General features: G+C 67.6%; 12 protein-coding genes. 5 read left to right on the top strand and 7 right to left on the bottom strand.

Going from position 1 to position 13919, the window contains the following annotated elements:
* Position 1: 1 nt before the first annotated feature.
* Together MRBLWH13_RS17590 and MRBLWH13_RS17585 are read left to right on the top strand one after the other, a co-directional pair.
* Entirely contained in the window at positions 2-898 is an 897-nt protein-coding gene (locus MRBLWH13_RS17590; RefSeq protein ID WP_341956197.1) for an ABC transporter permease subunit, read from the top strand.
* Positions 895-1944 (top strand): ABC transporter ATP-binding protein, encoded by a 1050-nt coding sequence (locus tag MRBLWH13_RS17585; protein ID WP_341956196.1) that lies wholly within the window; start codon positions 895-897, stop codon positions 1942-1944. Before MRBLWH13_RS17590 ends, MRBLWH13_RS17585 begins: the two co-directional genes overlap by 4 nt.
* A 45-nt stretch (positions 1945-1989) precedes the next feature.
* Here the strand turns inward: MRBLWH13_RS17585 and MRBLWH13_RS17580 are convergent, their stop codons facing one another.
* The 6 genes from MRBLWH13_RS17580 to MRBLWH13_RS17555 all read right to left on the bottom strand — a co-directional run bounded on the left by MRBLWH13_RS17580 (position 1990) and on the right by MRBLWH13_RS17555 (position 9344).
* Positions 1990-3474, bottom strand: coding sequence for a hypothetical protein (locus MRBLWH13_RS17580; protein WP_341956195.1), 1485 nt, complete (start codon positions 3472-3474; stop codon positions 1990-1992).
* A gap of 175 nt (positions 3475-3649) precedes the next feature.
* The gene (locus MRBLWH13_RS17575) at positions 3650-4645 is read right to left on the bottom strand and encodes a carbohydrate kinase (RefSeq protein WP_341956194.1); all 996 of its coding nucleotides are present in this window, start codon (positions 4643-4645) and stop codon (positions 3650-3652) included.
* Complete coding sequence (locus MRBLWH13_RS17570) at positions 4642-6150, bottom strand: glycoside hydrolase family 32 protein (protein WP_341956193.1); 1509 nt, start codon at positions 6148-6150, stop codon at positions 4642-4644. The genes MRBLWH13_RS17575 and MRBLWH13_RS17570 overlap by 4 nt, the downstream gene beginning before the upstream one ends.
* Before the next feature lie 35 nt (positions 6151-6185).
* Entirely contained in the window at positions 6186-7019 is an 834-nt protein-coding gene (locus tag MRBLWH13_RS17565; RefSeq protein WP_055876214.1) for a carbohydrate ABC transporter permease, read from the bottom strand.
* 7 nt (positions 7020-7026) lie between these two features.
* Complete coding sequence (locus MRBLWH13_RS17560; protein WP_341956192.1) at positions 7027-7962, bottom strand: sugar ABC transporter permease; 936 nt, start codon at positions 7960-7962, stop codon at positions 7027-7029.
* On the bottom strand, positions 7962-9344 hold the full coding sequence (locus tag MRBLWH13_RS17555) for a sugar ABC transporter substrate-binding protein (protein ID WP_341956191.1): 1383 nt from the start codon (positions 9342-9344) through the stop codon (positions 7962-7964). Before MRBLWH13_RS17555 ends, MRBLWH13_RS17560 begins: the two co-directional genes overlap by 1 nt.
* 195 nt (positions 9345-9539) lie before the next feature.
* Between MRBLWH13_RS17555 and MRBLWH13_RS17550 the strand changes: the two genes are divergently transcribed.
* Together MRBLWH13_RS17550 and MRBLWH13_RS17545 are read left to right on the top strand one after the other, a co-directional pair.
* Positions 9540-10565, top strand: a complete 1026-nt coding sequence (locus MRBLWH13_RS17550) for a LacI family DNA-binding transcriptional regulator (RefSeq protein ID WP_341956190.1) — start codon at positions 9540-9542, stop codon at positions 10563-10565.
* A 116-nt stretch (positions 10566-10681) separates the two neighbouring features.
* Positions 10682-11434, top strand: a complete 753-nt coding sequence (locus MRBLWH13_RS17545) for an SDR family NAD(P)-dependent oxidoreductase (protein ID WP_341956189.1) — start codon at positions 10682-10684, stop codon at positions 11432-11434.
* A 164-nt stretch (positions 11435-11598) separates the two neighbouring features.
* On the opposite strand, the gene hisD is transcribed toward MRBLWH13_RS17545, so the two are convergent.
* A complete protein-coding gene (gene hisD, locus MRBLWH13_RS17540) occupies positions 11599-12915 on the bottom strand; it encodes a histidinol dehydrogenase (RefSeq protein WP_341956188.1) in 1317 nt (438 codons plus the stop codon).
* 76 nt (positions 12916-12991) lie between these two features.
* Here hisD and MRBLWH13_RS17535 point away from each other — a divergent pair, with 76 nt between their 5' ends.
* A complete protein-coding gene (locus MRBLWH13_RS17535; protein ID WP_341956187.1) occupies positions 12992-13918 on the top strand; it encodes a LysR family transcriptional regulator in 927 nt (308 codons plus the stop codon).
* Position 13919: the final 1 nt, after the last annotated feature.

The following is a 13919-nucleotide window of genomic DNA, read 5'->3' as shown; positions in this document are numbered from 1 at the left end:
GATGACGTCGAGCACCCTCACCACCCCTCGCGGCCCCGGCCGCGTCATCCGTCTCGCCATCACCGCACTGCTGATCGTCTGGTTCACCCTGCCCTTCCTTCCTCTCGCGCTCTGGGCGTTCGCCGACGGCTGGTCGTTCCCGTCGCCGCTGCCCACAGCCTGGGGAGTCCAGGGCATCGAGGATGCGCTGGGCTTCGGGCTGCTTCCGGGATTCGCTCGGTCGGTGCTGCTCGGGCTGGTCGTCGCCGCGATCTCCACACCGCTGGGCGCCCTCGCCGCGCGGGCGCTGACCTTCGGCACCGTCCCCTTCCCTCGCACGATCTCGGCACTGCTGCTGGCGCCCATCGCCCTGCCGCCGTTCGCTGCGGTCCTCGGCGTCAACGTCCTGCTTTTGAGGGCGTACGTCCCTCCCGTCATCGGAGTGGTCCTGGTGCTCGTGGTCCTTGCACTGCCCTATACGACGTTCGTGATGCGCACAGCCTACGGAGCCTACGACCTCTCATACGAAGAGGAGGCGCGACTGCTCGGCGCCTCCCGCGCGCAGGTGCTCAGACGCGTGCATCTGCCGATGATCTCTCCTGCGCTCGCTCGCGCCGCGTTCCTCGCGTTCCTCGTCGCCTGGAGCGACTACATCGTGACGGTCATCGTCGGCGGAGGCGAACTCGTCACCCTTCCGCTGATCGTGGCAGGAGCCGCCGCCGGCCTCGGCAACGATGCCGCCGTCGCCGTCATGTCGCTCGGAGCGGTCGTCCCCCCGGTGCTGCTGCTCATCGCCGTGCTGGCGGTGCGCGGATCCGGCCGAGCCACCGCCGGAAGGCGCCGCCTGTCATCCGCCGCCCCGAACATCGCGTCTTCCACCTCGTCTTCCCACCCCACGACCTCAGGAGCATCCGCGTGAGCGCCGACCTCGTCCTCGACGGACTCGACAAGAGATTCCCCGGCTCGCCCACCCCGGCGCTGCGCGGGTTCTCGCTCACCGTGGCCGCAGGGACATGCACGGCGGTTCTCGGCCCCAGCGGCTCGGGAAAGAGCACCCTGCTGCGGGTCATCGCGGGGCTGGAGTCGCCGGATGCCGGAGCAGTCCGCATCGGCGGAACGGATGTCGCGGACGTCGTGGCAGAACACCGCGGAGTCGGGATGGTCTTCCAGCGTTCGCTGCTGTTCCCCCACCTCACGATCCTCGACAACGTCGCGTTCTCCGACCGGGTCTCCGGGATGAACCGCCGGGCCGCGCGCTCTCGCGCCAGCGAGTACCTCGAGATGGTGCAGCTGCAGGGCTTCGGGGATCGGCGGGTCGGCGAGCTGTCCGGCGGACAGGAGCAGCGGGTCGCGATCGCCAGGGCCCTCGCTGCCGAACCGTCTGTGCTCCTGCTCGACGAACCGTTCAGCGCACTCGACCCCGCTCTCCGCAGCGACATGCACGACCTGCTCGACTCCGTGCGGCAGGCGGTCTCGCCCACGATCGTGCTCGTCACCCACGACCGAGACGAGGCGGCTCGAGCCTCGGATCGCATCGCCCTTCTCGAGCACGGCGTGCTCCTGCACGAAGGCACGGTGCTCGACGCGTACAGACGCCCCCAGAACCTGCGGGCATCGCAGATCATGGGCGGTCGAAATGCGGTGCCGGGCGAGGTGCGGAACGGCAGACATCACAGCGCGCTCGGAGCAGTTCCGGTGCCGCTGGACACACCGACAGGGTCAGGGACGCTCGTGATCCGGCAGGAGGATGTGGCGGTCCTCGACGGCGGCGTCGGACCCGCGGATACCGGTTCGATCGCAGGTGTGGTCGAGTCGATCCGGGTGACCGGCGCGCGCTCCGAGATCACCGTCCGCTGCGGCGAGGCCCTGCTGCACGCGGAGGCGCCGCCGACGCAGCGATGCCAGCTCGGCGATCGGATACGTGTGATGCTGCCGACGACCGCCGTGCACGTCGTCGCCGACTGATCCGGCCACCCGAGGCAGCGGATCTGCCACCACGAGCCGCACGGATCAGCGAGAGGCGGAGCGAGCTGCGCCGGTCTCCCTGACGCCCGTGAGCCCCGAGGGCCGTGAGACGACCTGGGGTTCGACACCGTCGCGGATCGAGGGGATCGGCAGCAGACGCCGCAGTTCGACGTTCTCGATCGGGTCGAGCACGGAGTGCTGCACGCACGCCGGAACCAGGCGTCCGTCCTCCGGATGCGCCATCGCGTACATGCACGAACCGAGGCGCTCCTGAGTCTCCTTCAGCAGCGGATCATCGGCGACGATGCCCTGTTCCATGAGCTTCCACGCCGGGTCGACCTGCTCGGCGTCCATGAAGTTGTGCACCACGAAGGTCTTGAAGGACACCTTGCCCCGACGTGCCTCGCGCAGCACGCGACGCAGTCCGCCCGCACGGCGGAGCACGCGTCGGGCGAGGCCGATGAGAGGAGGGATGTCACCCGGGTGGCCGGCGACGGCACGGACCACCTTCACGACGAGCACAGGCTTCGGGATCCCGCCGAAGATCATTCCACCGAAGTGATCGAGGAACCGGTCGCGTGCCGCGATGTCCTTCGGATCGTCGGGGTCGAGCAACGCCGCGAACCCGCCGCCGACCCGCACGCCGACCGTGGAGCGGTTGCATCGCGGGTCGCCGAACTGGGTCGCCTGCCAGGGCAGCTTGTGGCCGGCACCCGCCTCGATCCGCTCCCACACGGCGTCGATGGTGACCTCGCCGAAGTCCTCGCGCCAGCGCCGGTCGTCGCCGATGAACGCGGCCGGCTGGAAGGACATCATGTCGAACGGCATGTCGAGCACGTCGCGGGTGACCTGCTCGACCTCGTCGACATTGGACGGCGTCACGGTCATGTTGTGCGCGAGGTAGCTGTCGACTCCGTGATCGCGCTTGAGGTCGATGAACATCTGCGCGAACTTCTCGCGGAACGGATTGAGCTCGGCTTCACTGTGTGGGCGGACCGCACCCTTGCGACCTCGCATCAGCGAGTCGAAGTGTGCGGCGAAGGACACCTTGTCGAACCTCGGCTTGCGATCCTGGTCGAGCACGACATCGAGCAGATAGTCGTACTCGAAGTCGCCGTGGGTCATCGACATCGGCTCGCGTCCGACCGCGCGCATGGCGAGAAGCGCCTGGGCATGATCCTCCGCCGAGAGCAGACTGACCTCACCGCCGATCAGCTGCGCATGCGCTCGCGGCCCCCGCACCTGACGCAGATACGACATCTGACGCTCGACGTTCTGGATCGTGTGGTCACCGTCGATGCGCACCTTGTTGGCGTCCGCCGAGTGGTAGCAGGGCGAGCACGTGAGGTTGCACTTCGGGAAGACACCATGGGTTCCCTCACATCCCACCGCACAACGACCGAGCAGCTGATTCGGTGTCTTCGCGTGCTCGGGCAACTCTGACCAGCGGATGGCGAGAGCACGTCTGGTCTCGGGATGTATCGGTCGCGTCTCGAGTTCGATCCGCTTGAGTGTCGTGGCGAGTCCCATGGCATCCTCTCGACTCCGTGAGCATCCGCATCGTCGACGGGCTCGATGTCCGAGAGTTGTTCGACGCCGACGGCATCCCGGATTGCATCGATTGTCGCACCCCTGCTCCGTGACGGCACCCCGCACTTCGCCGAGTATCCCGGAGTCGAGCGACGCGTGTCACCTCCGATCGCGATCACCCGACGCGAATGCGCTCCGATGCGGGCGCAGAGTCGAGACGGGGTGCGCTTCCTCCTGACTTCGGCCAGCGCGCCAGGTCCTCGGCGCGTGGAGGCGCCGCCCCGGCACGAGACACCGCGATCGCCGCACTGGCGAGGGCCGTTCCCGTCGCCTGATCCAGCATGCTCGGGACATCGGCGTCGGGAGCGAAGATCGCGGCCGTGAGCGCCGGGACGAGGCCGGACGAGACGATCCCATAGACGAGACCGGACATGAACGCGTCGCCGGCACCGATCGTGTCGACCACGGTCGCAGGCGACGCACGCCTCGTCACCGGTTCTCCCGCGCCGGCGATCGCGGTGACGCAGCCCTCGCCTCCTCTCGTGACGACGGCCAGCCTGGCTCCGAGGCCGAGCACATGCGCGAGCACATCATCGACGGTGCGACCGGGGTAGAGCCAGTCGGCATCCTCATCGCTCAGCTTCACGATGTGGGATGCGGCCATGATCGACTCGATGCGCGACACGGCGGCGTCTCGCGGTCCGAGCAGCGCCGGCCGGATGTTCGGGTCGTATGTGCGCAGGATCCCGCGAGGGATAGTGGCGAGCATCGCCCGCACGGCCGTGGCTCCCGGCTCGAGTGCCGCACCGATCGATCCGACGTGAACGATCTCGGCATCAGCAGCCTCGACGATCGCGGCGCGCGCGGACAGCTCCCACTCGATGTCGAAGTCGTAGGCGGCCGAGCCGTCAGCTCCGATCACGGCGATCGCACGGGAAGTCCTCGTCCCTGGTCGGATGCTCACCAGCGGCACCCCGACTCCCTCTCGGACCAGATGCTCTTCGAGCAGCCGTCCGTGCGCGTCGTCTCCGATCCGGGTGAGAAGGCTCGTCGAGAGTCCGAGTCTGGCGAGGCCGACGGCGATGTTCAGCGGTGAGCCGCCCGGGTGCGCCATGCCGTCGACGACGTCGACGAGAGCCTCGCCGACCACGAGACAGCGCGGAGCGGTCACCACCGCATCTCCACGACGTCCGCTCGTGCCTGGAGGAGCCGGCCGCCGACCGCGGCGAGCGCGAAGGTGCACGACGACGCGGGGATCAGTGCGGTGAGCACCCTCTCCCCGTCTTCGGCGAAGAGCTCGAGTGATGACACCCGTTCGTTGAGTGCATCGATCCAGATCTCCCAGTCGATCTCGTCGCCCCGGGCGAGAGGAGCGGAGGGCGAACTCCGGAATCCGTCCGGCATCCCCGCCTCCGGACGGTCGAGCTCGATGCGGGAACCGGCATGGTCCTGCCGGACCACGACCGCGCCGCCTTCCGCCTCTGATCCGATGCGCAGCTCAACGCTCTGCGCCTCCCCGAACAGCGCCGAGACCCGGATCCGCACGGCATCCGACGCGTCCGCGACGAGCGCGGCACCCTCGGTGAGCGAGCCCAGGTCCGATGTCTCCGGCGCCTCGAGATCCATCACCGGATGCTGCCGGAGTCGTATCGCTCCGTCCCGATCGCGTACGAGCGAGAGGCGTCGGGGAAGAGTCATCGCGCTGCGGTGTTCATCGGAATCGTCGGTCGGGATGCGACCGGCATACTTCCAGTTGTCCATCCAGGCGATGAGCGTCCGCTCGTTGCGCGAGAGGCCGTCGAACGTGACCCCGGCATAGCAGTCGGGTCCGAAGTCGATCCAGCCGTAGCGTTCCAACTCGTCGCGCGACTGACTCCCGTCTCTCAGCAGCGCACGCGTCGGAGTGGGGTGGGGAACGGAGGCGCGGAACGTCGTGCCGTCGAAATCGCCCACGACGTAGTGCGTGCCTGAACCACCCGCGATACCCCCGGGGTTGAGGCTGATCAGCAGCACCCAGCGCACGTCGTCGTCATCGCCGTCGACCGCGAGCGGGAACATGTCGGGGCACTCCCACACACCGCCGACCGGCCCCGCCGGACCGTAGGACGACAGGTAGGTCCAGGTCTTGAGATCGTCGGAGCGGTGGAACAGCACCTGGCGGTCCTGTGCCTCGACCGCGACCATCACCCAGTACCCGTCTCCTCCGTCGTCGTAGCGGAACACCTTCGGGTCGCGGAAGTCGCTCGTGCCGCGGTCGAGCACGGGGTTGCCCGAGTACTTCGTCCAGACGTACCCGCCGTCGGTGCTGTACGCGAGCGCCTGCGCCTGATGCCCCGGCGCCGCGGCCGTGTAGAGCGCCACCAGCGCCGGATCCTGGTCGGTGGCGAAGCCGGACGTATTGCCGTGATCGACCACGACGGAGCCCGAGAAGATCTGCGCGTCGTCATCGCAGAGGATCGCCGGGTCGTGCTCGGTCCATCGCAGCAGATCGGTGCTCGTCGCATGACCCCAGCTGAGGTTGGCGTGTTCGACGCCCTGCGGGTTGTACTGGAAGTACAGGTGGTACAGGCCGTCATGGAAGACGAGACCGTTCGGATCGTTCATCCAGTTGTTGCGCGGGGCGAAGTGCATGCGCGGGCTCGTGGTGCGGACCGGGGGAAGGTCAGTGGGGGTCACCGGGCAGTCGTCTTTCTCCTTGATGGGGGCGTGCGTCACTTGCCGACGCCCGCTGTGAGTCCTTCGCGCAGAGGCTTCTGCCCGAAGAAGAACACCAGGAGCGCAGGGATCATCGAGAGGATCACGCCGGCGAGCACCGTCGAGATGCTGCCGGTGCCGAGGTTGCCCTGCAGCGTCACGAGTCCCAATGGCAGGGTGAAGTTCTGGTCGCTGATCGTCATGATGAGCGGCCGGAAGAACTCGTTCCAGTGATAGTTGAAGGCGAGGATGCCGACGATCGCGAGTGCCGGCGTCGCCAGCGGCAGGTAGACGCCGAAGAACGTGCGCCAGGGCCCTGCGCCGTCGAGCTGCGCGGCTTCGCCCAGTTCCGTCGGGATCCCCATGAAGTACTGCCGCATCAGGAACGTGCCGAACGCGGTGGGCAGGGCGGGCACGATGAGCGCCAGGAGCGTGTCGGCGAGCCCCATGCCCCTCACGAGCATGAACACGGGCACGATCGTGACCTGCAGCGGCACCATCATGGTCGCGAGGATCAGAGCGAAGAGGATCTTCTTGCTGCGGAACTCGAACTTGGCGAAGACGTAGCCCGCCATCGCCGCAGAGAGCATCTGCCCCGCCGCGACGAGCATCACCACGAGCGCGCTGTTCCAGGCGTACAGCCAGAGCGGGATCTTGGTGAAGACATCGGCGAACGCTCCGAAGCCGACGGTGACCTCCTGAGTGACGCTGTCGGTGGGCGAGAGCGCCGTGACGAGGGTCCAGACGACCGGTCCGAGAGTGAGGAACGCAGCCAGCCCGAGGATGACGAACTTTCCGCCTGTGCCGAGGCTGTGGGCCCACGAGCGCTTCGTGATGATTGTCGTAGTCATGATGGCCTCACCCGTAGAAGACGAATCGGCGGCTCAGCCGGAACTGGATGGCCGTGACGAGCATGATGAGAAGCGTCAGCACGATTCCGATGGCGGAGGCGCCCCCGAAGTCGAGCTCCCGGAAGGCGGACTCGTAGATCACCATCACGGCGGTCCGGGTCTCATCACCGGGACCGCCGCGGGTGAGCACCCACGGCTGATCGAAGATCTGCAGCGCGTTGATGATGGCCATGACGGATGCGACCAGCAGGGTCGGGCTCACGAGGGGCAGCGTGATCATGCGGAACTGCGTCCACCCGGCCGCGCCGTCGAGCGAGGATGCCTCATAGACCTCGCTCGGGATCGCAGCGAGACCTCCGATGAAGAGCAGGAACGTGAAGCCGAAGTTCTGCCACACGTAGACCAGCAGCACCACGACCTTCGCCCCGAAACCGGTCGTCAGCCACCCGACGTCGGCGATGCCGATCAGGTTGAGCGTCTGGTTCACGAGCCCGAACTCCTGGTTGAACAGGTACGCCATGATGAGCGAGACGGATGCGGCCGAGAGGATCAGCGGGAAGAACAGCGACGACCGGAAGAAGGTCCGCAGCCACGTCGGCATCTTCGATTGGACGAGGATGGCGAGCACCAGCGCGACCGTGAGCTGCAGGATGACCGCCACGATGACGAAGCCGATGGTGTTCAGGAACGACACGCGCACCGTGGGATTGGTTGCGAGGTCGACGAAGTTGTCGAGCCCGACGAACACGGGGTCCGAGATGATGTCCCAGCGGAAGAACGCCAGGACGAACGATCCGACGATCGGGACCAGGTTGAACAGCCCGAGGCCGATCACCGTGGGGGCCAGGAAGACCCAGATGATGGACCGGCCCGAGCGGGCGACGGTGCCGGTCTCGGCGCGTGCTCCCGGCGGGACCGTGAGGGTTCGAGTGCTCTCCGACATCATCGTCCTCCCAGCGCGATCTCGAGATCTCGCTGCATCGTCTCCAGGCCCCGGCGCACACCGGACGGGCCGTTGGTGATGGTCGACACCACGTTCTTGAGCAGCGCCGACTCGACGGCGGCCTGCTGCGGAGGCGCCGGCATCGGGCCGGTGTCGGGGAACTTGTCGAGGGTGTCGTAGAAGACCTCCCAGTGGGCGGGACCCACTCCGGCTCCGTACAGTTCGGCGTTGAGCGAGCGACGCGGAAGCGACGAGTCGGGCTTCGGGTGGGCGATCTTCATGCCCTCGACCGAGACGCAGTACTTGAGCCATTCCCACGCCTCGTCCTTGCGCGGAGAGGTCTCCATGATCGCGTACCCGCCCGCGCCGAACTGATGCCGCTGCCCCGACATCCGCGGGAAGTAGGTGACGTCATAAGCGTCATTGGCGACGCCGGCCTCTTCGAGACCGCGAACCCAGAATCCTCCCGCGGGGGTCATCCCGACCGACCCCGTGGAGAACAGGGAGACCAGCTCGTTTCCGCCACCCTGTGCGGGGTTCGCGGCGAGGCCCTCCGAGACCATGCGCTCGAGCACCGAGAAGCTCTCGATCGCGTGCTCGTTGAGCGCGTCGGCCTGCTTCCACACATAGCCTCCGCTGCGGGCAGGCTGGTCCGGATAGAAGCGGTCCCAGAACCAGTCACCGCCTCCGGACTTCTCCTCTCGGAGGAAGCTCGTGTTGTTCACGTACAGCCAGGGGACGACGCCGCCCCACAGCCGGTTGTTCCAGAAGTAGGGCAGGAACTGACCCGACGCGCTCTTCTTCATCGCACGGGCGGTGCCGAGGAACTCCTCGAGCGTCCAGTTGTCGGCGGGGCGTTCGAGCCCTGCGCGCTCCATGGCCTGGGTGCTGTAGAAGACGTTCGCCGCGTTGAAGTTGTCGGGCATCTGGAACAGGCTGCCCTGGTACATGAACGCCTCGATGAGGGTCGGGTTCACGTCGTCGAAGTACTCCTGCATCTCCGACGCGTCGCGGCGCACATACTCGTCGAGAGGATGCGCGAGGCGCGATGCGAAGAGCTGCGCCCCCTCGGTCGCGACCGTGACGACGTCGGGCGGCGTGCCCGCGGCGATCATCGTGAGGATCTTCGCGAAGTACTCGCTCCAGTCCTGACCCTGGATGGCGACGATGCGCACCTCGATGCCGGGGTGCTTGCGCTGGAAGCCGTCGACCAGCGCCTGACGCGCCACGGCGTCCTGGGCAGTGCCGAAGAGGGCGACGGTCAGAGTGTCTGTGCCGCGGCCGGGGATGTCGGCTCCGGTGAGTCTCGGCCACGAGACGACGGTACCCACGATGCCCAGACCGATCGCGCCGAGCAGAGCCCTGCGAGTGAGATCAACCACGATGTTCTCTCCTGAGTGAGTGACTCCGCAGGCGGGATGCAGTCTCCGCGCGGAGGTGCTGAATTGATTCAGCACGCCGAGATTAGCATCGCGGATGGGGGGCTGCAAGCATTTTGCTAAATCAATTCAACTCAGGTGGTTCCGAGGCGTCTCGCGCACTGCCTAAGCTGGAGATGTCACGACAGGAGGAAGCCGGTGCCGAAGAACGTCGATCGCAGGCCGACGCTCGCCGATGTCGCCGCGCTCTCGGGAATGTCGAAGACCGCCGTCAGCATGATCCTGAACGACCGGCCCGGTTCACGCCTCTCGGCCGATGCCGCACGTCGGGTCCGCGCCGCCGCCGAGGAGCTCGGCTACCGCCCGAACCCGGCTGCACAGAGCCTGCGGCTCGGCAAGACGAAGACCCTCGGGTTCATCTCCGACCAGATCACGGTGACCCGCTACGCATCCGAGATGATCCGCGGCCTGCTCTCCGCGGCGAAGGAGCACGGCCACACCGTCCTCATCGCCGAGACGGAGGGCGACGACGCGACGATCTCGGACGAGATCCAGGCGATGATCGATCGCCGAGTCGACGGCATCCTTATCGGACTCCTCGGAGCCCGCATGATCGAGGTACCTGAGACACCCGCCGACGTTCCCGTCGTGATCGTCAACGGCACCTCGACGACGGGGCACCCCTCCGTGCTCCCCGACGAACGCACCGCTGGCCATGCGATGGCGCGCCTGCTCACGGAAGCCGGACATCGTCGTGTCGGAGTGATCGGCAACAACCCGCGCGCGGTCTCGTCGCCGTTGCACTCGGTCACCATCGGGCCGCGCTTCGACGGCATTCGCGCCGCGTTCGCCGAGGCGGGCGTCGACCCGCTCATCATCGACGTCCCCGAGTGGAACCCCGACATCGGATACACGCGGACGCTGCAGATGCTCGACGCGCACCCCGACCTCACAGCCATCCTGGCCGGCAACGACGGCGTGGCATTCGGCACGTACCAGGCGATCGCGGAGCGCGGGCTGCGGGTTCCCGACGATATCTCGGTCGCATCGTTCGACGATGAAGAGCTCGCGAGCTTCCAGCGACCGGGCCTGACGACTGCACGGCTCCCCTACGACGTCATGGGTCGCACGGCCGTCGAGATGCTGCTCGGCGAGCGCCCGCTCGGCGCGGTGCTGATCCCGATGCCGGTCATCGAGCGGGCCTCGATACGCTCCGTGGGCTGACCGAGAAATTCCATTCACACGCATCCACCTCACTCTCGCAGGCGTAGGCTGGAGAGAAGGACGGACCGTCCGAGAAGATCTCCCGGCACCGCGATCGTCCGGAAGAGGAGTCACTCGTGGCTCAGTACGACGTCTCGAACCGCTCGGCGATCGTGACGGGAGCAGGCAGCGGAATCGGACGCTCGACCGCTCTGCTGCTCGCCCAGAACGGCGCATCCGTGGTCGTGAACGACCTGAACGCGGAGCACGCGAACGCGGTCGTCGACGAGATCCGCGCTGCCGGCGGCATCGCCGAGGCATCGGTCGGAGATGCGACCGACACCGCCTGGATCGCCAGCTCGGTCGAGCTCGCGAACACGCTCGCCCCGCTGCGCATCGGCGTGAACAACGCCGGCATCGGCGGAGCATCCGCCCCCACCGCCGAATACGACGACGCCGCGTGGGACAAGGTCATCTCGATCAACCTCAACGCCGTGTTCCGCAACATGAAGGCGCAGATCCCCTCGATCCTCGCGAACGGCGGCGGCTCTGTCGTGAACATCGCCTCGATCCTCGGCAGCGTCGGTTTCGCGAACTCGCCCGCCTATGTCGCCGCCAAGCACGCGGTCGTAGGCATGACCAAGTCGGCCGCCCTCGAGTACTCCGCGCAGGGCGTGCGCGTGAACTCCGTCGGCCCCGGCTTCATCGACACCCCGCTGCTCGCCACCATGGGTGACGAGGCCAAGGACTTCCTGATCAGCAAGCACCCGATCGGCCGTCTCGGTCAGGCCGACGAGGTCGCGAACCTCATCGCCTTCCTCGCCAGCGACGCCGCCAGCTTCATCACCGGCAGCTACCACCTCGTCGACGGCGGCTACACCGCCCTCTGAGTCGCGGTGTCCGTGCGCAGCGCGGCACACCTGCAGGACGAAAGAACGGATGCAGGGCGAGATCGGCGATCTCGCCCTGCATCCGCGTTTCGGCCCTACATTCGGCACCGACCTACCCGTCGGCGCCGGATCAGGCCACCTCGGGGGTCACACCCCCGAGGTGATCACGCGAGGCGGTCCAGCCGCAGCGTGGCCGTCGCGCTGTGCGCCGCCATGCCCTCGGAGTCCGAGATCACCTGCACCGCGTTCGCGAGCTCCGGCGTCGCCTCGCGGCTGATGCGCTGATAGGTGAGCGGCTTGAGGAAGCGCGACACCGAGAGGCCAGCGCTGTGCTTGGCGCCGCCAGCTGTCGGCAGCACGTGATTGGTGCCCGCCATCCCCTTGTCGGAGTAGGCGACGGTGCTCCACGGCCCGAGGAAGATCGAGCCGTAGTTGTGCAGATTCTCGTGGTACCAGTCGTCGTCGGCCGTGAGCAGTTCGAGGTGCTCGGGGGCGAGATCGTCCATGAGGGCCGCAGCGGTCTCGCGATCCTTCGCGACCGTGACGACGCCGTAGTCGCGCCACGCGGCGCCCGCGATGTCGACGGTCGCCAGCGTCTCGAGCTGCCGTTCGATCTCGGCGATCACGGCATGACCGTGCTCTTCGGATGTCGTGATGAGCGCCGCGGGCGAGTTCGGCCCGTGCTCGGCCTGCCCCAGCAGGTCGGCGGCGACGAGCACGGGGTCGGCCGTCTCGTCCGAGATGACGGCCACTTCGCTGGGACCGGCGAGCAGGTCGATCGCGACCGTGCCGAACAGCTGACGCTTGGCCTCCGCGACGAACGCGTTGCCGGCACCGACGAGCATGTCGACGGGCAGATCTCCGAGCAGGCCGTAGGCCATCGCCGCGAGCGCCTGCACTCCCCCGATCACGAACACGCGGTCGACGCCCGAGAGGTGCGCCGCGTAGACGACGGCGTCATTCGCTCCGCCGTCGGGCTGCGGGGGCGTGCAGGCGATCACGGTCGGCACCCCGGCGGCCTTGGCCACTCCGACCGTCATGAAGGCGCTGGCCGTGAGCGGGAAGCGGCCCGCCGGAAGGTACGCACCCACACGCGAGACGGGGATGTACTTCGCGCCGGTCACGATGCCGGGAACGAACTCGGTCTCGAAGTCCGTCAGGTGCTCGCGGGAGGCGCGAGCGAAGGCCTGCGTGCGCTCGGCGCCCAGTTCGATCGCCGCACGCAGATCCGGGTCGAGCCGGTCTCCGCTGCTCGCGATCTGCTCGGCGGTGAGCTCGATGTCGGTGCCCTGGTAGTTGTCGAGCTTTCGCGCATAGTCGAGCACGGCGTCGAGGCCTCGCTCGCGGATGTCGGCGAGCATGGTGGTCACGGTTTCGATGACGGCGGGATCGCGCTGCGCGGCGGGCGCATCGATGAGCGGGGTCTTGAGGTGATGGAAGTCGCCGTCGAAGCGGGCGAGCACTGCTGAGGAGTAACGCATGCAGGAAGGCTAGATCCGACTGATCCACGAGACAACCCTGGTGATCCTGCGCTAGCCATCGGGTTTACCATTGGGTGTGACGATCACCCAGCTCACGGCCTTTCTCGCTGCTCTCGACGACGGCTCTTTCACGGCGGCCGCGAAGAGCCTCGGGATGACGCAGGCATCCGTATCCGAGCTGGTCGCGCGGCTCGAGCGCGAACTCGGCGTCGCGCTGTTCGCCCGCGGGAGCAGACGTCTCGTGCCGACATCCGCAGCGCTCGAACTGCGACCGCACGCTGCGCAGGCGGTGAGCGCGGTGCAGAACGGCATCGACACGATCCAGGCGCTCGCGTCGCTCGATCGTGGCACCTGCACCTTCGGCGTGCTGCGCAACGCGGCGTACTACGCACTCGCCGATCTCGCCGAGACCTTCCACCACCGGCATCCGAACGTGCGACTGCGGCTGGTCGGCATCAACTCCGCACATGTGGCTCGTTCGATCGCCGCCGGCGAACTCGAGGCCGGCCTGCTCGTGCTGCCGGTCGATGAAGACGGCCTCGAGGTGCGCCCGCTGTTCCGCGACGAGGTGCTCTACGCCTCAGCCACGCGCGAGCCCGAGGCGGGCCCCGTTACGACAGAGGAGTTCGCCGACGCCAAGCTCGTGCTCTACGACGCGTTCGCCGGGTGGGATGACCCGACCAGACGCCAGCTCCTCGAACGCGCAAGACTCCGGGGGCTGACGATCGAACCGGCGGTCGAGGTCGAGCATGTCGAGACGGCCCTCAGTCTGGTCGCGGCGGGCACCGCCGACACGATCGTGTCGCGCTCGATCGCCGAGTCCGAGGGGTTCCCCGTCGGCATCCGCACCTTCCCGTTCGCCGAACCGATGCACGACACCATCGCACTCGTGCAGCGAGAGGGTGTGCTGTTGTCACCCGCGACGCAGAAGCTCGCCGAGTTGGCAGAGCGGATGCTGCGCGAACGCCTGCCCGAGCACGAGGGGCGCACGGCGCTCGACTGAC

The sequence above is a fragment of the Microbacterium sp. LWH13-1.2 genome (assembly GCF_038397735.1).
Classification (GTDB): domain Bacteria; phylum Actinomycetota; class Actinomycetes; order Actinomycetales; family Microbacteriaceae; genus Microbacterium.
The sequence above is the reverse complement of the archived record's forward strand: the minus strand, read 5'-3'. Positions and strand labels throughout refer to the sequence as shown.

Coding starts and splice junctions, on each gene's coding strand:
- MRBLWH13_RS17590 (WP_341956197.1), top strand. CDS start 2: ATGACGTCGAGCACCCTCACCACCCCTCGCGGCCCCGGCCGCGTCATC.
- MRBLWH13_RS17580 (WP_341956195.1), bottom strand. CDS start 3,474: ATGGGACTCGCCACGACACTCAAGCGGATCGAACTCGAGACGCGACCG.
- MRBLWH13_RS17565 (WP_055876214.1), bottom strand. CDS start 7,019: ATGACTACGACAATCATCACGAAGCGCTCGTGGGCCCACAGCCTCGGC.
- MRBLWH13_RS17560 (WP_341956192.1), bottom strand. CDS start 7,962: ATGTCGGAGAGCACTCGAACCCTCACGGTCCCGCCGGGAGCACGCGCC.
- hisD (WP_341956188.1), bottom strand. CDS start 12,915: ATGCGTTACTCCTCAGCAGTGCTCGCCCGCTTCGACGGCGACTTCCAT.